The sequence below is a fragment of the Mycobacterium sp. E2497 genome, from assembly GCF_001668695.1.
In the GTDB taxonomy this organism is placed as follows: Bacteria; Actinomycetota; Actinomycetes; order Mycobacteriales; family Mycobacteriaceae; genus Mycobacterium.
In genome coordinates, this window is the sequence record NZ_LZKD01000126.1 from 35,856 (window position 1) to 55,672 (window position 19,817).

Annotated in this window: 14 protein-coding genes and 1 pseudogene; 9 read left to right on the plus strand and 6 right to left on the minus strand. The window is 69.3% G+C overall.

What is annotated here, in order from left to right:
- Nucleotides 1-41: 41 nt before the first annotated feature.
- Both A5713_RS10190 and A5713_RS10195 read right to left on the minus strand, forming a co-directional pair.
- Entirely contained in the window at nt 42-2,735 is a 2,694-nt protein-coding gene (locus A5713_RS10190) for an FHA domain-containing protein (RefSeq protein ID WP_082972882.1), read from the minus strand.
- Between the two features lie 321 nt (nt 2,736-3,056).
- The gene (locus A5713_RS10195; protein WP_068095205.1) at nt 3,057-4,094 is read right to left on the minus strand and encodes an alpha/beta hydrolase; all 1,038 of its coding nucleotides are present in this window, start codon (nt 4,092-4,094) and stop codon (nt 3,057-3,059) included.
- Between the two features lie 207 nt (nt 4,095-4,301).
- On the opposite strand from A5713_RS10195, the gene A5713_RS10200 reads away from it, so the two are divergent.
- Nucleotides 4,302-5,147 (plus strand): SDR family NAD(P)-dependent oxidoreductase, encoded by an 846-nt coding sequence (locus A5713_RS10200; RefSeq protein ID WP_068095207.1) that lies wholly within the window; start codon nt 4,302-4,304, stop codon nt 5,145-5,147.
- Between the two features lie 12 nt (nt 5,148-5,159).
- On the opposite strand, the gene A5713_RS10205 is transcribed toward A5713_RS10200, so the two are convergent.
- From A5713_RS10205 to A5713_RS10215, 3 genes are all read right to left on the minus strand, one after another.
- Nucleotides 5,160-5,663 (minus strand): isoprenylcysteine carboxyl methyltransferase family protein, encoded by a 504-nt coding sequence (locus A5713_RS10205; protein ID WP_067922650.1) that lies wholly within the window; start codon nt 5,661-5,663, stop codon nt 5,160-5,162.
- Between the two features lie 11 nt (nt 5,664-5,674).
- The gene (locus A5713_RS10210; RefSeq protein ID WP_082972883.1) at nt 5,675-6,781 is read right to left on the minus strand and encodes a type III polyketide synthase; all 1,107 of its coding nucleotides are present in this window, start codon (nt 6,779-6,781) and stop codon (nt 5,675-5,677) included.
- Nucleotides 6,782-6,905: 124 nt separating this feature from the next.
- Nucleotides 6,906-9,152, minus strand: a complete 2,247-nt coding sequence (locus tag A5713_RS10215; RefSeq protein ID WP_082972884.1) for a molybdopterin oxidoreductase family protein — start codon at nt 9,150-9,152, stop codon at nt 6,906-6,908.
- Between the two features lie 138 nt (nt 9,153-9,290).
- Here A5713_RS10215 and A5713_RS28250 point away from each other — a divergent pair, with 138 nt between their 5' ends.
- From A5713_RS28250 to A5713_RS10230, 4 genes are all read left to right on the plus strand, one after another.
- Complete coding sequence (locus A5713_RS28250; protein WP_156751832.1) at nt 9,291-9,467, plus strand: hypothetical protein; 177 nt, start codon at nt 9,291-9,293, stop codon at nt 9,465-9,467.
- A gap of 123 nt (nt 9,468-9,590) precedes the next feature.
- A complete protein-coding gene (locus A5713_RS10220; RefSeq protein WP_068095211.1) occupies nt 9,591-10,025 on the plus strand; it encodes a nuclear transport factor 2 family protein in 435 nt (144 codons plus the stop codon).
- 183 nt (nt 10,026-10,208) lie between these two features.
- Nucleotides 10,209-11,597: a wax ester/triacylglycerol synthase family O-acyltransferase gene (locus tag A5713_RS10225; protein WP_067922660.1), complete on the plus strand. Its 1,389-nt coding sequence runs from the start codon at nt 10,209-10,211 to the stop codon at nt 11,595-11,597.
- A gap of 57 nt (nt 11,598-11,654) precedes the next feature.
- Nucleotides 11,655-12,518 (plus strand): alpha/beta fold hydrolase, encoded by an 864-nt coding sequence (locus A5713_RS10230; RefSeq protein ID WP_197516351.1) that lies wholly within the window; start codon nt 11,655-11,657, stop codon nt 12,516-12,518.
- Nucleotides 12,519-12,654: 136 nt separating this feature from the next.
- On the opposite strand, the gene A5713_RS10235 is transcribed toward A5713_RS10230, so the two are convergent.
- Nucleotides 12,655-13,125 carry a nuclear transport factor 2 family protein gene (locus A5713_RS10235; RefSeq protein WP_068095237.1) on the minus strand — a complete coding sequence of 157 codons (471 nt, stop codon included), beginning with the start codon at nt 13,123-13,125 and terminating at the stop codon, nt 12,655-12,657.
- 70 nt (nt 13,126-13,195) lie between these two features.
- Between A5713_RS10235 and A5713_RS10240 the strand changes: the two genes are divergently transcribed.
- From A5713_RS10240 to A5713_RS10255, 4 genes and pseudogenes are all read left to right on the plus strand, one after another.
- Nucleotides 13,196-14,392 (plus strand): acyl-CoA dehydrogenase family protein, encoded by a 1,197-nt coding sequence (locus A5713_RS10240; protein WP_068095213.1) that lies wholly within the window; start codon nt 13,196-13,198, stop codon nt 14,390-14,392.
- 9 nt (nt 14,393-14,401) lie between these two features.
- Nucleotides 14,402-15,310 carry a biphenyl-2,3-diol 1,2-dioxygenase gene (gene bphC, locus A5713_RS10245; RefSeq protein WP_068095215.1) on the plus strand — a complete coding sequence of 303 codons (909 nt, stop codon included), beginning with the start codon at nt 14,402-14,404 and terminating at the stop codon, nt 15,308-15,310.
- Nucleotides 15,307-16,773, plus strand: a complete 1,467-nt coding sequence (locus A5713_RS10250; RefSeq protein WP_068095218.1) for an FAD-dependent oxidoreductase — start codon at nt 15,307-15,309, stop codon at nt 16,771-16,773. The genes bphC and A5713_RS10250 overlap by 4 nt, the downstream gene beginning before the upstream one ends.
- Before the next feature lie 315 nt (nt 16,774-17,088).
- Nucleotides 17,089-19,817, plus strand: a pseudogene (locus A5713_RS10255) (cation-translocating P-type ATPase); the annotation flags it as partial.

Below are 19,817 nucleotides of genomic sequence, written 5' to 3' on the forward strand. Positions count from 1 at the left end.
GTCAGTTTCGCGATTCCTGCCAGCCGCAACCGCCTGCCCGCTCAGCCGCCCTTGAGCCGGATCTTCCAGCGGACGAAGCTCAGGTAGAAGACGCTGATCACCACCAGCATGCCGATGTCGAACCACCACGCGGCCGGCGTGTGCCGCCAGTGCGAGTCCTTCGGGCTGAGCGGGCCGGGAACCAATTTGGACAGGTCCGCGGTGGAGGCCGACGCCGCGAAGCCCCAGCGCGCCGGAGTGGCCCAGGACATCTGGTCCAGCCCGAGCCGGCCCGTCACCGGGATCATGCCGCCGGAGAACACCAGCTGCGACATCACGGCCACCACCAGCAGCGGCATGATCTGTTCGTTCGACTTGGCGATGGCCGACAGCGCCAACCCGAGCATGGCCGACGCCACGCACGTCAGCGCGACGTCGGCGAACAGTTCGAGACCGGGCCGGCCGAGGGCCACCGCACCCTGGGTCGGACCGCCCTTGCCGATCAGCACGATGATGGTCACGATCGCCGACTGGATGACCGCGAAAACCGTGTAGACGCAGACCTTGGCCAGCAGGTAGGCGCTGGTGGACAGCCCGACCGCCTGTTCGCGCAAAAAGATCGGGCGTTCACCGATCAGGTCACGGATGGTCAGCGCAGTTCCCATGAACACCGCACCGACGTTGAGCAGCACCAGGATCTGCCCGGGTTCGTTGGGCGCGGCGCCGTACGGGTTGGGGATGCCGAACCCGACGTTGCCGGGCACCGACATGGACAGCGAACCCATGATGAACGGCAGCACCGCCAGGAACACGAAGTAGCCCCGGTCGGAGAAGATCAGCCGGACCTGCCGCCGCGCGATCGTGGAGAACTGCCGGACGAGGCTGGTGTGCGACGGGTCGCCCAGGTCGGCGGGCTGCTGCGCGGGCGGCGGCGGCGGTGTCGGGCCGGTGCGGGCCAGGTAGCGGGCCTTCGCCCCGTCGGGATCGCCCGCGACGCTGCTGAAAATGTCGGCCCAGTTCGTGGTCCCCATGGCCGCCCCGATCTGGCTGGGCGGCCCACAGAAGGCGGTCTTGCCGCCGGGGGCCAGCAGCAGGACCTGATCGCAGACGTCCAGGTAGGTCAGCGAGTGGGTGACCACGAGCACCACGCGGCCGGCGTCGGCCAGCTGCCGCAGCATGGTCATCACCTGGCGGTCCAGCGCGGGGTCCAGGCCGGAGGTCGGCTCGTCGAGGATCAGCAGCGACGGCCCGGTCAGCAACTCCAGGGCGACCGAGGCGCGCTTGCGCTGGCCGCCGGAGAGCTTGTCGACCCGGGTGTGCAGGTGCTGGGTCATCTCGAGTTCCTCGAGCACCCGGGCGACCACCTGGGCCCGGTCGTCCTTGGTGGTGTCCGGCGGCAGCCGCAGCTCGGCGGCGTACATCAGCGCCTGCTGCACCGTCAGCTGCCCGTGCACCACGTCGTCCTGGGGCACCATGCCGATCCTGCTGCGCAGCGAGGCGTACTCGGCGTGCACGTTGTGGCCCTCGAACGCGACGGTGCCCCTGGTCGGGTGCGTGTACCCCGCGACCAGCCGGGCGAACGTCGACTTGCCCGCCCCCGACGGCCCGATGACGGCCGTCAGCGTCCCGGGCTGCGCACCCAACGAGATGTCGTCCAGCAGCGTCTTGTTGTTCTCGATCGTCCACGTCACGCCGCGCACGTCCAGCCCACCCGTGGGGGTCGCGGTCGCGCTCTCGTCGCGCCGGGCCAGCGTGCCGCCGGCGAAGACGAGGTCGATGTTGCCGATCGTGACGACGTCGCCGTCGTGTAGCACCGCCGAGTCGACCCGGGCGCCGTTGACGAAGGTGCCGTTGATGCTGCGGTTGTCGTGGATCTCGGTGCCGTGCGGCGTCGGGACCAAGGTGGCGTGATGGCGCGACGCCAGCACTTCGGGAATGACGATGTCGTTGTCGTTGGCCCGACCGATCTTGATCGCGCCCGGGACCGATTCCGCGGCCTTGCCCGGCCGCAGGATCTTCATCATCGATGTCGCGATGTTGGACGCGTCGCCGCCGACCCGCCCGGTCTCCAATCCCGCCGGCTGCCCGGCGGGGGCCGGGGGCACGTTCACTGGCTGCGGGCGGTAGATCTGCGGCGCGTGTTGCGCCCCGCTGGGCGGCGCCGCCGGGTGGGCGCCGGTCGGGTACCGCGGCTGCGGGGCCGAGGGGTGGCTCGGCATCGATCCGCTCGGCGGATGCACGGGCTGCGGCCCGCTGGGCGGGTGGACGGGCTGCGGCCCACTCGGCTGATGCGTGGGCTGCCGGAACGAGGCCGACGCCGGTTGGTGCGGCTGGCCGGGCCAGTGCGCGCCGGACGGTTGGGACTGGGTCACGCGGGAGTTCGCCGCGGCGGCCGGGCTGACGATCGGGATCGACGTCGTCAGCGGGGGTCGCCCGGCCGAGCCCTGGTGGCGGCCGACCTCGAAGGTCAGCGCCGGCCCGTCCGGATTGCCGATGTTGACGCGCATGCCGTCCTGGATATCGACCATGGGCACGCGATGGTGATTGACGAACAGCCCGTTGAGGCTGCCGTTGTCGATGGCTATCCATCGGCCCTGGTCGAATCGGACGATGAGGTGCGTGCGGGAGATCAAGGGATGTGCCACGCGGACGTCGGCGCGGAGGTCACGCCCGATCGCGACATCGTTGCCTGCGGCGAACGTGCGCTCGGATCCTTCGTACCGCACGGTCAATACAGGTGGGGCTGATCGGCTCATTACGACCAACTGTATCGGCAGCGCCGGGAATCGGGTCGTGGAATCTCGACCGGGTGGGCTCCCCGCGCCCCGGCGCCGGCCGGCCCGCCGTCCCTGCCTGAGGGGGACGACGGTTTTCCCGACGACGTTCCCGTCGCCGATGCCGCGAAGAAGCGGCGTGCCGGGGCCCGCCTCGGAGTTCCCCTCGGGCGGTCAGGGTCCGACTGGGCGGAGCGGCGGCGCACGGTGCCGGCGACGCCCACAGTCGAGGACGGTGACGGGCAGTGGCGGTTACCGATCATGGCCGGATAGGCTTGCTGCCCTGCCACTTTCGTAGTTAAGTTAGCCGGCTGCCGCGGTGGTGTGCAGGCCGCGCCGCCACGGTGGAGCCTCGGCGGTGACGTCCTTGACGAAATCCCCGATATGGCGGATGGCGCGCCTGCCCTCCGGCAGGATGTCCGCCGCCAACGGAAAATCGTGGATCTGCCCGTCCCACAGGTGTAGATCACACGCAATGCCGCTGGCTTCCAAGCGCTTTGCCATCAGCTCGGCATCCGGGAGCAGCAGTTCATCGGAGCTGGCGTGGATGGTAACGGGCGGCAGCGCGGACAGGTCGGCGTCCACCGGCGAAGCCACGGCGGAGTCGCGGCGCCCCTCCACAACCTGTGCCTGACTCAGGTATTGGGCGAACATCGACAACGCCCCGCGCGTGAACATCGAGCACTTCCGCGCGTTGGGGTGCCGCAGCTTTCGCGCCGGGTCGGCATCGGTGAACGGTGAGATGGTCGCAATTCCCGCCGGCCGCATCACTTCGTTGCGAATGGCCAACAGCGTGGTCATGAACGCGAGATATCCGCCGGCCGAGTCGCCGGCGACGACCACCTGGTCACCGTCGAAACCACGATCCTGCAGCCAGCGAAGCCCGCTGATCCCGTCGTCGATCGCGTCGGTGATGTGATGCGAGGGCAGCTTTCGGTATCCCACGGTGAGCACCGCCGCATCCGCCGCCTTCGACAAGCGGGTGACCACCGAGCGGTGCGTGTTGAGACCGCAGGTGAGGAAGGCGCCGCCGTGCAAATAGAGGATCGCCCGGTCGGTCGACGCGCCGGGGGCGCAAACCCACTCGGCCGCACAGTTTTCCAGTCGCACCGGTTCGATTTCGGCGGAGATGCCCACGCGCGGCACCAATCCCGCGAGCCCGTCGACGTACTCGAATGGCCAGTGCAAGTTGGGAGTAACGGCCCAGGCGCGCACTGTGTTTTTCACGATCAATCGGCTGGCCAAGGAGACCGCGACCGATTGCGGGCTGTGGCGCCGGTGGACCCGCCGCTTCATTGCGCCACTTGGCAATACGCGATGTGGATCGGTGGTGCTAACCATGCAATCCCTCCTAAGTGGGCAGGGGATACCCGCGCGAGGCCGGGAAAAACTGCGGGTGAAGGTGTCGCGAATGTTGGGTACATCACGGTTTACCGCCGGTGGCCGGTGGGTATAGGTGAACTTTCCGGCTCTTGATGAAGGGCTCTTCTAGAGAGCTCCAGGGGCCCGGGCCTCGCGAATCTGGCCCGGTGGCCCAGGATATGAGCCATGAAACCCGAGATGCGGGCCGACCCGCTGTTGAGTGGCCGGGTGGCGGTGGTGACCGGCGGTGGCGGCGGCATCGGCGCGGCCACCGCCAGGGTGTTCGCGGCGCACGGAGCCCACGTGGTGATCGTCGACGTGGATGCCGCGCTAGCCGCAGGGACGGTCGACGACATCGCGGCCGCGGGTGGATCGGCCGTGGCCGTGGTCAGCGACGTCCGGGACGCGGATGCGGTCGACGACTTGGCGCGGTCGGTGCTGGATCGCTACGGTCGGGCCGACGTCCTGGTCAACAATGTGGGCCACTGGCTGCGGCATCCGGGCGACTTCGTCGACACCGACGCGCAATTCTGGGACGAGCTCTACCGGATCAACCTGCACCACGTCTTCCTGGTCACCCGGGCTTTCCTGCCGGCGATGACCGCCCGGCGGGCCGGCGCGATCGTCAATGTCTCCTCCGTGGAGGGGTTGCGCGGCTATCCGGAGGACCCGGTCTATGCCGCCTTCAAGGCCGCCGTCATCCAGTTCACCCGCAGCCTCGCCGTGCAGGTGGGCCGGCACGGGGTGCGGGTCAACGCGATCGCCCCCGACGTGACGGAATCGCTGCAGGTGCCCTACTCGCAATGGCTGTCGCCCGAAGAGCAGGCGCAGTGGCCGCAATGGGTTCCGGTCGGCCGGATGGGGGTGCCCGAGGATCAGGCCGACGTGATCCTGTTTCTGGCGTCGGACTTGTCGGCGTTCGTCACCGGCCACACCATCCCGACCGACGGCGGAACCGGCGCGGCGGGCGGCTGGTTCCGCTCGTCGCGCCGGCCCGACCGCGAATGGACGAATCGGCCGATCGCGCCGTGATCGTCCGGGCCCTCAGACCAGCCCCAACGCGGCGTTCTCCGCCCGGATCCGGACGTTGAGCACCAGTGCGTTCGCGATGCTGAATGCGATCGCCGTCAGCCACGCCGAGTGCACCAGCGGCAGCGCGGCCACCTCCGCCGTGACGGCGGCGTAATTCGGGTGGCGTACCCATCGGTAGAGTCCGTCGCGCACCAACGGCGCGCCCGGGATGACGATGAGCCGTGGATTCCAGCGCCTGCCGAGCACGCTCACGCAGCGCCAGCGCACCGCGGTGCTCAGCGCCACCACCGCGAGCATCGGCCAGCCCAGCCATCCGATGAACGGCCGTGCGAACACCCAGGTTTCCACGACGCATGAAACCAGCAGCAGGGCATGCATACTGACCATGGCCGGGTAGTGGTCACGGCCGAATTCCTTGCCGCCGTGCGCGAGTGACCATTTGGTGTTCCGTTGTGAGACCGCCAGCTCCACCAGGCGCTCGACGCCGATGGCCAGAATGAACAGGTAGTAGTACATGGCCTCGTCCCTCACCACTGCAGCAGGAGCAGCTCGAAGCTGAAGCCCGGCCCCATCGCCAGCATCACCCCGAAGGCCCCTTCGGCGGGCGGTTGGGCGACGGTTCGGCGCAGGACGTCGAGCACGGACGCCGAGGAGATGTTGCCGTTGTCCCGCATCGAGTTTCGGCTGTGCACCAACGCCTCCGGCGGGAGTTCAAGCGCATCCTCGATCGAGTCGAGGACTTTCGGGCCGCCGGGATGACACACCCACGCCGAGACGTCGGCCAGGGACAGGCCGTGGTCGGCCAGGAAACCGTCGACCTCGTCCCGCAGGTAGGCATCGGCCATCTTGGGCACGTCGCGCGACATCACCAGCTGGAACCCGCTGGATCCCACGTTCCACCCCATGACGTCAACGGTCTCGGGCACCACACAGCTGCGCGTCCCCAAGAGCCGGGGCGCACGACGTCCGTTGTGGGCGGGGGGGATTCGGTCGGCTCCGGTGGCGACCACGGCGGCGGCGCCGTCACCGAACAGGGACACCCCGATCAGGGCGGGGATCGAGGTGTCGTCGCGCTGCAGCGTGAGGGAGCACAACTCGACCGACAGGAGCACGGCCACATCCCCCGAGTAGCCATGCAGATAGTCGTGCACGCGCGCCATCCCGGCGGCGCCGGCCACACAGCCGAGGCCGAACAGCGGAACGCGCTTGATGTTGGGCCGCAGGCCGATTCGGGTCATCAGCCGCGCGTCGATGGTCGGCACCGCGACGCCTGTGCTGGAGACCATCACGATGGTGTCCACCTCGTGTGCCGCGATGCCGGCCTCCTCCAGCGCCGAACGTATCGCCCGTTCGCCGAGATCGACGGCGACCTCGAGATAGGCGTCGTTGGCTTCGGTGAAGCCGCTCAGCTGTGGGTAGCGTGACAGCGGCAGCGCGAGGCTGCGGTGGTCTACCCCCGTCGTCTCGGCGAAACGCAGGAACCGCGGATCGGTGAATTCGGTGAGCTCGCGGGCGACTTCGTCTTGGTTGTACCGGTGCGGGGTGAAGGCCACCGCCGCCCCGGCGATGTGCGGTGCGCCCTGCTCGCGGTGAGCGGCCCGGCGCGGCGATGTGAGATGCGTTGTTGCGGTCATGCCTATGCCGACGACGGGCCGCGCCGCACGGTTCATCCGAATGACTCGCGGGTGAGATGAACCACACGGCGGCGCTTGCCGTTAACCAACCGAGGGGATGGCAGGGGAAGTAGCGCGACGCGAGTCAGGGTGTCTGCGCAGGGCGGAACCGTGCCTGGTCGTCGATGACCGTGACCGGTATGCCGTTGAGCGCACCGTTTCCGGACGGCTCGTCGATAAACGTCGGTGGGGAAAGCACATTCGTGTTGACCCCCGGTGAACTGTTGGCGACCGACAGTCGAGTGCCCGGCTTGCCGTGCCCCCATCCGTGAGGCATCGACACCACGCCCGGTTTGATTGCGTCGGTGATCTCCACGGGCACCTTGATCTCGCCGGCCGCCGACTTCACGGTGACGACGTCGTCGTCGGCGACACCGCAGCGCGCCGCGTCGTCGGGATGAATCAGCAACGTGCAGCGGTCCTTTCCCTTCATCAGCGCCGGCACGTTGTGCAGCCAGGTGTTGTTCGAGCGCAGGTGCCTGCGACTGACCAGGACCAGCGGCTCGGCGGGCCGCTCCAGCCGCGCCGTGAGCCTCGGCAGGTCATCCAGCAGGTATTGCGGGGCGAGATGGATCTTCTTGTCGAGGGTGCCCAAGATCTCGGGCAGCTGCGGCACCATCGGGCCGAAGTCTATGCCGTTCGGGTTGGCCTTGAGCATGTCCAGGGTGAGCCCGCCCGGGTTCTTGCCGTACTGGTCCCCGAACGGCCCGGTGCGCAGCGTGAGGTCCAGCATGCGCTCGGGGCCACCTTTCAAACCGGCTTCGTCATACAGCTTGCGGATCTCCGCGCCGTCGAGGCCCCGGGTGAAGGCGAGGTAGTCGAAGAAGCCGTCGTCGATCGCCGCGACGTCGACGTCCTCGGCCGGTGTCCCGGTGCATAGGCCGGTCAGCCGGATCAGGATCTCCCACTCGTGCGGGCGGTCGCCCGGATCAAACACCGGCGCGGAGTAGTTCGCGATGCTGCGGATCGCGAAAAGCAGGATCAGGTCGTCGTGGTGCGGCTGCTCCAGCGGGGACAGGCCCGGCAGGATCACATCGGCGTGCCGCGTCGTCTCGTTGAGCCAAAGGTCAACGGAGATCATCGCTTCCAGCGTCGGCAACACCTCGTCGAGCTTGTCGCCGCCCGGGGTGGACAGGACCGGATTGCCTGCGACGGTGATCAGCGCCTTGAGCTGGCCCTCGCCTGGGGTGGCGATCTCCTCGGCCATGCAGGACACCGGCGCCTGGCCCAGCACTTCCTTCGCCCCGCGCACCCGGGTGTGCCAGCGGCCGAATTCGGGCAGGCCGCCCTCCAGGCCGGGCAGCGGCTGCGTGGTGATCGACCACGCCGCCGGCTTCGGAAACATCGCTCCCCCGGGCACGTCGAAGTGGCCGGTCAGGATGTTGATCACGTCCACCAGCCAGCTGGCCAGGCTGCCGAACTCTTGGTTGCACAAACCAATTCGCCCGTACACCACGGATCTCTCGGTGCCGGCGAGCTCCCGGGCCAGAAGCCGGATGCGGTGCCCGTCGATGCCGGTGACCGCGCTGACCCGTTTCGGCGGCCACTCCGCGGCCACCCGGCGCATGGTGTCGACACCGTCGACGTGCGGCCCTGGATTGATCAGGTCTTCGTCGAACAGCGTGTGCGCCACGGCCAGCAGCAGCGCGGCGTCGGTGCCGGGCACGATGGGAAGCCATTCGTCGGCGCGGTCCGCCGTCTGCGTGCGCACCGGGTCGATCACGATCACCTTGCCTCGCTTGCGGATCGCCTCGATCAGGCCCATCACGTTGGGCGCGGCCAGCAGCGACCCCTGCGACGCGGCGGGGTTGGCCCCCATGATGACCATCAGGTCGGTGCGTTCGATGTCGGGCACCGGGAAGTTCCACCAGAGGCCGTACATCAGGTGTGAGGACAGGTTCTTCGGCCATTGGTCGACCGTTCCCGGCGAATACGTCACCGGCATGCCGGACATACCCATCAGCACACCGGCGTACCGGGCCAGCGAAAACGAGTGCGCCAGCGGGTTGCCCGTGTAGGCGGTGACCGCGCCGATCCCGTATTTCTCGATCACCGGCGTCAGCAATTCGGTGCAGCGGCGGAAGGCCGCGTCCCAGCTGACCTCGCGCCATTGGCCGTCGACCTTGATCATGGGCCGGCGGATGCGATCCGGGTCGTCGTGCAGCGCCGCAAGTGAGACACCCTTCGGGCAGATGTGTCCGCGGCTCCACACGTCGTCGCGGTTTCCCCGGATGCCGGTGACCTTGCCGCCGTCGACCCGAATCTCCAAGCCGCACATGGCTTCACAGAGGGGGCAGGTGCGCAGGTGCCTGCCGTCTTCGCCCGTTGTCACCCACCCACTGTATTCCGCTACCGACCGTCGCGGAAGTGGCAAAATGCGGCAACCGGCGGCCGACGAATTCCTTGAGAGACATTTGAATCGGGTCGGTGCGCTGTACAAGGGCGAGTCGCCGAACTTAGCGTCGACGCCGTGAGCGATCACGCCACCGCCATCGAATACCTGCGCGCTGAAGTCATCGACCGGATAGACGCCCAGCCCTTCGAGGACTGGTCCCCCGCCCTGCTGCGGGCCCTGATCGCGGTCTTCGACCTGAACGGCGTGGTCCCGGCCACCCCCCGCGCCTTCCGGCCGCACATCGTGAAGTAGCCGTCGCAAGCGCGAAAACGGCACTGGCAGAGCGCTTTCCACGACGCCTCGGTGACGGGGCAACGTCCGCGTATTAGGCTCCGGGAAAGCCCGGCAACCCGGCGGGAGAACGGAGCCACCGCGGTGGAGATGTGGGAACTGTCCGCGCGTGAGCGGATCCGCGACACGATCGCCCGCTACAACTGGGCCGGAGACGCCGGCGATGCGGACGGCCTGGCCGCGACGTTCTGCGTGGACGGCGTCCTGGAAATCCGCGGCCGCGAGCCGCTGCGGGGACGATCGGCGATCGCCGCGTTTCTGCGCGGTGTGGCCGTCACCCGGGAAGCAGACGTCAAGCCGATCGTCCGGCACATCGTCACCAACGTGCTGTTCACCGGGCTCAGCCACGACACGGCGCACGTCTCGTCGTACTTCACCGTGGTCACCCACGTCGGCCTCGACCATGCCGGCCGCTACCGCGACACCTTGGTGCCCGACGGCGGCACCTGGCTCATCAGCCATCGAAAGGTGTCGACCGACTGGGTGGCCCCGGACTCCGCCATGGCTCACCGCAGATGAACGTCGGTGGCGATTCCGTTGAATGTCTGGCCGACGATGTTTGCCGCGGACCGCTCAACGGCTACAGATAGAAATCACACCTAGACATTGCGGTTGATCCTGATTGCGTTCGCCGGTGGGCCCCGGGACTGAGCGCACGCTGTGTGACCAGCGGTCATAGCCGCACCGACGAGACGAGCGGATATGGAACGACTGAGCGGTTTTGACGCGTTCTTCCTGTACATGGAATCACCGACGCAGCCCTTGAACGTTTGCTGCGTGCTGGAGTTGGACCCGTCGACCATGCCGGGTGGCTACACATTCGGCCGGTTGCATGAAGCGCTGTCGGCGCGGCTGGACGCGGTGCCGGAATTCCGTCTCAAGCTGGCCGACAGCCAACTGAACCTCGACCATCCGGTGTGGACCGACGACGATGATTTCGACCTCGGGCGGCATCTGCACCGTGCTGCGGTCCCGGCGCCCGGCGGGCCCCGGGAGTTAGCGGAGATCTGTGGTCACGTCGCCGGGCTCCCACTCGATCGCGATCGACCGCTGTGGGAGATGTGGGTGATCGAGGGCCTGCACGGCAACGAGGCGCTGGCCGTCGTCCTCAAGGTTCACCACGCGGTGGTGGACGGGGTGGGTGGGGCCAACCTGTTGGCCCAGTTGTGCAGCAGCGCGCCCGACGCCCCGGCGCCGGAACCCGCCACCCGCGTCGGCGCGGCGAATCCCCTGCTGATCGCCGCCTCCGGGCTGGTCGCCGCCGGGCTGCGGCCGTGGCGCCTGGCCAAGGTGTTGCCGACGACCGCGCTGACGCTGGCCCAGACGGTGCTGCGCGCCCGCGGCGGTGGACACACCATGGCGGCCCCCTTCGCCGGGCCGCCGACGCCTTTCAGCGGCCGCTTCACCAAACGCCGCAACGTCGCCTTGGCCAGCCTGGACCTTGAAGACGTCAAGAAGGTCAAGAACAGGTTCGGCGTCACCGTCAACGACGTGGTCACCGCGCTGTGCGCGGGGGCGCTGCGGCAGTTCTTGCTGGAGCGGGGCGAACTGACCGACAGGCCGCTGGTGGCCAGTGTGCCGGTTTCGGTCCGGGGCAAATCGGACCGGCCGGGCCGCAACCAGACCACCTGGATGCTGTGCCGGCTGGAAACCCACATCGACGACCCGGCGCAACGACTGCGCAGCATCGCCGAAGGCAACACCGCCGCCAAGGAGCACGCCGCCGCCCTCGGTCCCAGCCTGCTGCAGGACTGGACGCAGGTGGCCGGACAGACGATGTTCGGCGCCGCGATGAAGCTGCTGCCGCGCATACCCCTGCCTGAGAAGCCGCCGCACAACCTGGTGATGTCCAACGTGCCCGGCCCGCAGGAACAGCTCTACTTCCTGGGCTGCCGGCTCGACGCCATGTACCCGCTCGGCCCGATCATCGCCGGCGCCGGACTCAACATCACCGTGATGTCGCTCAACGGGCGGCTCGGCATCGGCCTCATCGCCTGCCCCGACCTGGTCGCCGACCTGTGGGACGTCGCCGACGCCTTCCCCGCCGCGCTCAAAGAGCTGCTGAATTGCAGCGAACCCAGCCACGATTAAACCCGGCCCGCGCAGCCCCGTCGGACCACGCGGCCGTGGCATGGCAAGGTGACTTCCGTGGCACACACCGTTGCGCAACATGACCTGCGTGAAATCAGCACTCCCAAGGGCGCTTTGCGTTACTACGACACCGGCCCGGAATCCGCCCCGGTGCTGCTGTTCCTGCACGGCTCCGGCCCGGGCGTCACCGGATGGCGCAACTTTCGCGGCATCCTGCCCGCGTTCGCCGAGCGGTTCCGCTGCCTGATCCTGGAGTTTCCCGGCTTCGGTGTCAGCGACGACTTCGGCGGCCACCCGATGGTCACCGCGTTCGGGACCGTGTCGCCCTTCCTGGACGCGCTCGAGGTCCGGAAGGTGCACATCGTCGGCAATTCGATGGGCGGCGGGGTCGGCATCAACTTCGCCACCCACAACCCCGACCGCGTCGACCGATTGGTGACCATCGGCGGCATCGGGACCAACATCTTCAGCCCGAGCCCGAGCGAGGGCATCCGGCTGCTGCAGGAGTTCGTCGAGGACCCCACCCGGCAGCGGCTGGTCGACTGGCTCAAGTCGATGGTCTACGACCAGGCGCTGATCACCGAGGAGCTGATCGCGGAACGCTGGGAGCTGGCCACCGACCCGGACACGCTGGCCGCGGCGCGCCGCATGTACGGGAAGGCGGCCTTCGCCGCGATGAACGCCGCGATGGCCGCCTCCGACCGCCCGATGCCGTGGGCCGTCATGCACAAGCTGACCGCGCCCACCCTGCTGACGTGGGGACGCGACGACCGGGTGAGCCCGCCGGACATGGCCCTCATCCCGATGCGCACCATCCCCAACGCGGAGCTGCACATCTTCCCCAATTCCGGGCACTGGGCGATGATCGAGGCCCGGGAGGCGTTCGAGAGCGTCGTGCTGGCGTTCCTCTCGCGGGGCTAGCGGCGACGGCCAGCGCGGCGAAGCCGGGCGAAGCGGGTCGATGCCATCTACACGCCGACGCCCGTGTCTCCCCTCGAAATCGACGCCAGCGCGGAAAAGTGTGAGAAGAGTTGGCGCTAACGTCGATTTCGACGGCCTAGCCGGCGAGGCCTTGGGTCAGCAACGCGCGCGCGTCCGGATTGCCGTCCAGGACACGGGTGGTGCGGACGCCGATCCGCCACTCGCCGTCGATCCGCAGCAGCGTGAAATGGTTTGCCGCGCAACGCCATACCCGATAGCCGTCGCCGTCTCGGACCAGCACCAACGACTCGCACACCGCCACCGCTGAGTCGCCGCTCACGGTGACGACGCACGGTCCGAGGAAGTGACAGCACCCCTTGGCCACCAGGTTCTGGTGGGCCGGCGACTGCACCATGGCGCGCACCTCCGCGCGGCCCTCCATGCGCCAGCCGTCGACGTCGTAGCTGCCGTCGCGCGTCCACAAACGCGCGGCCGCTTCGGCGTCCCCCGCATCCACCGCCGGGCCGTAGGAGGCGATGAGGCGGGCGATGTCGCGTTCGTCCTCGAGTCGGCGCAGCCGTGCCGCGATGTCGTCGACATCGGTCATGGTTTTCTCCTCATCGTCGGGGTTACTGCGGTAGACCATTACTAAGCCCTCACACGTTAGGACGAACTGCATGAGCGAGCGGGTTCCGAACCGGGTAATCGACCGGGTCATTGAACTAGGCGACCAGCTGCGCGACCAGGCCGCCGAAGCCGAGCGGATCGGCCGGCTCACCGACGACACGGTCAAGCTGATGAAGGGCGCGGGCCTGATCCGGATGCTGCAGACCAAGCAGTATCAAGGCTTCGAGGTCCACCCGCGCGAGTTCGCCGAGACGACGATGGCGACCGCGGCGCTGGACCCGGCCGCCGGCTGGATCGTCGGCGTGGTGGGCGTGCACCCCTACCAGTTGGCCTACGCGGATCCGAAGGTGGCCGCCGAGATCTGGGCCGACGACGTCGACACGTGGATGGCCTCCCCCTACGCGCCGCAGGGGGTGGCCAGGCCGGTCGACGGCGGCTATTTGTTCAACGGCCGATGGCAGTTCAGCTCGGGCACCGACCACTGCGACTGGATCATCCTGGGCGCGATGCTGGGCGACGACAAGGGCATTCCGATCATGCCGCCGCAGATGTTGCACATGATCCTGCCGCGCAAGGACTACGAGATCGTCGAGGACTCGTGGAACGTGGTGGGGCTGCGGGGAACCGGCTCCAAGGACGTCATCGTCTCCGACGCGTTCGTCCCGTCCTACCGGACGATGGACGCGACCAAGGTGATGGACGGCACCGCCCAGCGTGAGGCCGGCATGACCGAACCGCTGTACCTGATGCCGTGGTCGACGATGTTCCCCCTGGGCATCTCCGCGGCGACCATCGGCATCGCCGAGGGCGCGCTGGCCGCGCACCTGGATTACCAGCGCGGGCGCGTCGGCGCCACCGGAACCGCGATCAAGGACGACCCCTACGTGATGCACGCGATCGGCGAGGCCGCCGCCGACATCAACGCCGCCCGCCAGGAACTGCTGGCCAACGCCGACCGCATCTACGACATGGTCGCCGCCGGCAAGGAGGTGTCGTTCGCCGACCGCGCGGCCGGGCGGCGCACCCAGATCCGCGCGGTGTGGCGCGCGGTGGCGGCGGTCGACGAGATCTTCGCCCGCTCGGGCGGCAACGCGGCACGCATGGACAAGCCGCTGCAACGGTATTGGCGCGACGTGCACGTCGGCCACCTGCACGCCATCCACGTCCCCGGCACCGCCTATCACGCGTCGGCGCTGAGTTCGCTGGGTATCGATCCGCCCGAGGGCCCCCTGCGGGCTTTGATCTAGGAGAGCGCGTTGACCGATCTGAAAAGCCTGGGCTACATCACCGTTTCGACGAACGACGTCGACCGTTGGCGGCACTTCGCCTTCGGCGTGCTGGGTTTCGCCGAGGGCAAGGGCCCCGACCCCGACGCGCTGTATCTGCGGATGGACGAGCGCGCAGCCCGGCTGATCGTGGTGCCCGGCGACAGCGACCGGGTGCTCACCGTCGGCTGGGAGGTGCGCGACCGCGCTGCCCTGCAACGGGTGAAGGCCACCCTGGACACCGCCGGGACCCCGTTCAAGCAGCTGTCCACCGACGAGGCCGAGCAACGCCGGGTGGAAGAGGTGATCACCTTCGAGGACCCGGCCGGCACCACGCTCGAGGTGTTCCACGGTGCGGTGCTCGACCACAGCCCGGTCGTCACCCCGTTCGGCGCGAGATTCGTCACCGGCGACCAGGGCATGGGCCACGTGGTCATACCCGCCACCGACCCCGGCGCGCTGTTCGACTTCTACACCGAGGTGCTGGGTTTCCGGTCCCGCGGCGCGTTCCGGGTGCCGCTGCCGAAAGAGTTTGGGCCCGTGCGGGTTCGGTTCCTGGGCATCAACGAGCGACACCACAGCCTGGCGATCGTGCCGGCCGCACACCAGCGCGACCCGCGCGTGGTGCACATCATGGTCGAGGTCGACAGCCTCGACGCCGTCGGGCAGGCCCTGGACCGGGTCAACGCCGACGGCTTCCAGCTGTCCTCCACCCTGGGCCGGCACACCAACGACAAGATGGTGTCGTTCTACGTCCGCGCGCCCGGTGACTGGGACATCGAATTCGGCACCGACGGCATGCGCGTCGACGAAAGCTATTACACCGCAGAGGAAATCACCGCCGACAGCTACTGGGGCCACCAGTGGATCGGCGACATGCCCGCGGCCATGCGGTTATGACGCCCGATACCGAGGTCACCCCGATCCCGGCCTCCTCGATCACGTCGTGGGATGACGAGGCCGACGTGGTCGTCGCCGGCTACGGCGTGGCCGGGGCCGCCGCGGCGGTGGAGGCGGCGCGTGGCGGCGCCGACGTGCTGGTACTGGAACGCACGGGATCCTGGGGCGGCGCGGCGGCGATGGCCGGCGGGTTCATCTACCTCGGCGGCGGCACCCCGCTGCAAAAGGCCTGCGGCTTCGAGGATTCCGTGGACAACATGGCGGCGTTCCTCAACGTCGCGATGGGACCCGGCGCAGACGCGAACCGCATCGCCGACTACTGCGCCGGCAGCGTCGCCCACTACGAGTGGCTCGTCGGCTGCGGCGTGCCGTTCAAGGCCGAGTTCTTCGCCGAACCCGGCTGGGAACCGATGGGCGACCAGGGCCTGATGTACAGCGGCGGGGAAAACGCCTACCCGTTCAACACCGTCGCCTCCCCCGCCCCGCGTGGGCACGTCCCGCAGATGTCCAACAAGAAGCAGGGCGAGGCCAGCGCCGGCTACATGCTGATGAAGCCGCTCGTCGAGACCGCCACCGCGGCCGGCGCGCGTGCGGTCTACGACGTGCGGGTGCAGCGCCTCATCGTCGAAGCCGACGGTCGGGTGGTCGGCATCCGCGCGCGCCGGTACGGCAGCGAGATGTCGTTTCGCGCGCGTCGCGGCGTCGTGCTCGCGACGGGCAGCTTCGCCTACAACGACGCGATGGTCGCCCGCTACGCGCCGCGAATCGCGGGTCGCCCGGCCGCCTCCATCGAGCAGCACGACGGCCAGGCGATCCGGATGGCCCAGGCGCTGGGCGCCGACCTGGCGCACATGGACGCCACCGAGGTCGCGATCTTCATCGACCCGCAGCAGCTGGTGCGCGGCATCCTGGTCAACGGCCGCGGCCAGCGCTACGTCGCCGAGGACACCTACCCCGGCCGCATCGGCCAACTCACGCTCTACCAGCAGGACAACACCGCCTACCTGATCATCGACGACGACGCCCAACAAGAGGCCAAGGCCTCGTGGTCTCCGAAATTCATGCTTCGCGAGGCGACCTGGGTGGCCGACACCGTCGCCGACCTCGAACGCGACATGGGCCTGGCGCCCGGTTGCCTGCAGGCGACCGTGGCCGCCTACAACGCGGGCGCCGCCCACGGCGAGGACCCCCTGCTGCACAAGAAACCCGAATGGCTCAAGCCCATCAGCTCCCCGGTCGGCGCCATCGACCTGCGCGAGAACACCGGCGGCTTCACCCTCGGCGGGCTGGCCACCACGCTCGACGCCGAAGTGCTCCACGTCAGCGGCCAACCCATCCCCGGCCTCTTCGCCGCCGGCCGTTGCACCGCCGGGCTCGCCGCCTGGGGCTACGCCAGCGGCATCTCACTCGGCGACGGCAGCTTCTACGGCCGCCGCGCGGGCCGATCGGCCGCCCGGGGTTGACCCCCGTCGCGAGCGCGATCTCCCACGGCGAAACGCGGCGCGATGGGTCGCGATGACGCTACGCCGCGGTACGGTGACAGCGACAGCCTCTGAGGGTTTGCTCTAAATATGAATCAGGCGACCCGAACAATTTGATCGAATGCCCCCAACAGCATCGATCACTTTTTACATGTTCTTTACTCGGATTCGCCTCAAGTTGCTGGCCCCTTAACCGCGGGTTAGGTTGGTCGGGTTTGCAGCCCCGGCCAGCGTCGATCGGCGGCCTCCCCGCGGATAGCCGCGAACCAACCATTCGTCGTGTGAAAGGGGTTGCGTGTGCGACAACTTTCGCCGTTGCGGGTGGCGTCGACCGCGCTCGGCGCCGCCGCGGGGGTTGGCGATGCGGCCGGCAGACTCGCCGCCGCCGGCCTCGATGTTGCCGCCCTGCCGGTCCGGGTGGGCGCAAAGCTGCTCTCGGGTGAGGTTTCCCGCTCCACGCTGACCCGGCGTACCGGGCGCGGTGACGGTCGCATGTGGATCGAGGTCCGCGGAATCGACGGCGCGGCGCGGGCCCGAGCCGTCGTTGATGCGCTGCGGGCACAGCCCGGCGTCGCGAACGCCAGCCTGAATCTCCCGCTGTCGCGGGTGGTCGTCGAGACCGACCCCGACGGAGCGTCGCTGAACGACCTCTGCTCTGCGCTCGATGAAGTCGAATCAGATTGCGGTGCAACGGGATTCACCCGCGGGGAGAGTCTGCCCGGTGACGGTCTGCTGCTGGCGGCACGTGGCGCGATGGTGGCCGCCAATGCCGCCGCGTTCACGGTCGCCCTCGCGGGGCGGGCGTTGCGGTTGCCGGCGGCGCCGATCGCTGTCGAGGCGGTGTCCGCGATCGCGAATCATCAACCGTGGGTGCGCCGTGCGCTCGAGGCCGGGATCGGACCCGGCGCGACGGACAGGGCGTTGTCGGTCACCGGCATGGTCGCGCACGTGGTCACGCTGTCGCCGGCGAAACTGTCGGTGGACCTGACGATGCAGGCCTTCAAGGCCGCCGAGTGCCGCGCGGCGGCGCGGGCATGGGACCGCTACGAGCCGGAGTTGGCCCGGCACGCCCAGGATTCGGGGGTGCACCGCGCACCGCGCCCGGTCCGGGCACCGGCTGGGCCGATCGAGCGGCACGGCACGCGCGCGGCGTGGGGGCAGCTGATCGGTGTCGGCCTGACCGGGGCCCTCACCCGCAACGTCACGATGGCCTCCAATGCGGCCCTGGCGGCTTCCCCGAAGGCGATGCGCACCACGCATGAGGCGTTCGCGACCACCCTCGGGCGGGGCTTGGCGGACCGGCACGCGGTGCTGGCGCTGCGCCCGGAGGGTTTGCGCCGGCTCCACAAGGTCGATGCGCTACTGATCGATCCGCGCGTGTTGTGTGGCGCTCAGATGCGGGTGGTGCGCGTCCGCGGCGCCGGCGACGACGAGTTGCTCAGCGCGTGGACCCGCGCGCAGGGACTCCTCGACGACGGCGCGGCCGCGGGCTGGCACCCGATCCATGCGATCGACGGCAACGGCGCGGTCGAGGCGCTGATCGCCCCGGCCGCTCACCCGCTGGCCTCCGCGATGATGACCCAGGCGCGCGACTCCGGCGCTCGGCTGGTGTCGGTCGACACCGACCTGCTCGGCGACTTGCGGCAGGCGTTCGATGACATCCGGCCGGTCGGCGATGGCCGCATCGACGACGCGCTCACCGATGCGGTGGCCGAGCTGCAACGGGGAGGGCGCACGGTCGCCGTGCTGTCCTCGGCTGCCGCACAAGCCCTTTCGGCCGCCGACCTGGCGCTGGGGATCAAGCCCGACGCCGATGGGCCGCCGCCCTGGCACGCGGACCTGATGATGGAGGACCTCGCGGCGGCCTGGCGGGTGTTGCATGCGTTGCCCGCGGCGCGCAGGGCGAGCCAGCAGGGCATCGCGATATCGGTGGGCGCGTCGGCGCTGGGCGCGCTGTTCATGGTGCCCGGGGTGCGCAGGTTGCGGGGACCGGGCCCGGTGACCGTCGGAGCCGTCGCGGGGATCCTGTCGGGATATCTGCTGGCGCGCCGCACGATCGGCACCCCGATCCCCCGGCCCGCGCCGGCCCACGAATGGCATGCGATGTCCGCCGAGCGGGTCCGCGACGTATTGGCGACGCTGCGCGACTCCGACGAGTGTTCTGCCGCGACGGAATCCGAGCCACGCGGCGCACGGTTCCCCGGCGCGGCATGGGATTTCGTCAAAGCCGCCGGCGCCGAGCTGACCGGCGACCCGTTGACCCCGGTCCTCGCGTTGTGTTCGACCGCGACCGCGGTGTTGGGGTCACCGGCCGACGCGCTACTGGTCGGCACCGTGCTGACCGGGAACGCGATGCTGTCGACCTACCAACAGCTGCAGGCCGAAAACCGGCTGACCCGCCTGCTGGCTCAGCAGGCGCCGCCGGCGCGGTTGGTCACCGCCGAGCGCGGCTACCGTGACGTCGTGGTCGAGCAGTTGCGGCCCGGCGACGTGATCGAGGTGCGCAGCGACGAGGTGGTGCCCGCGGACGCCCGGGTGATCGAGGCGCACGACCTCGAGGTCGACGAATCGTCGCTCACCGGCGAGTCCCTCTCGGTCCAGAAGCAGGTCGAGGCCACACCGGGGGCCGAACTGGCCGAACGTCGCTGCATGATCTACGCCGGAACCACCGTGGTGGCGGGCACCGCAGTCGCGGTGGTCACCGCCGTCGGCGCGGACACCCAGACGCGTCGCGCCGCCGAACTGGCCTCCGGGGACCTGCCCACCGTCGGCCTGCATCATCAACTCAGCCAGCTGATGAGCCGCGCGTTCCCCTTCAGCGCGGGCGGCGGCGTCGCTGTCGGCGCCCTCGGCCTGCTGCGCGCCGGCGGCCTGCGCCAAGCGCTGAGCAGCGCCATCGCGGTCTCGGTGGCGGCCATCCCGGAGGGCATGCCCTTGATGGCGACCCTCGCGCAGTCCGCGTCGGCGCAGCGGCTGGGCGAAGCCGGCGCGCTGGTGCGAGTCCCGCGAGCGGCCGAGGCGCTCGG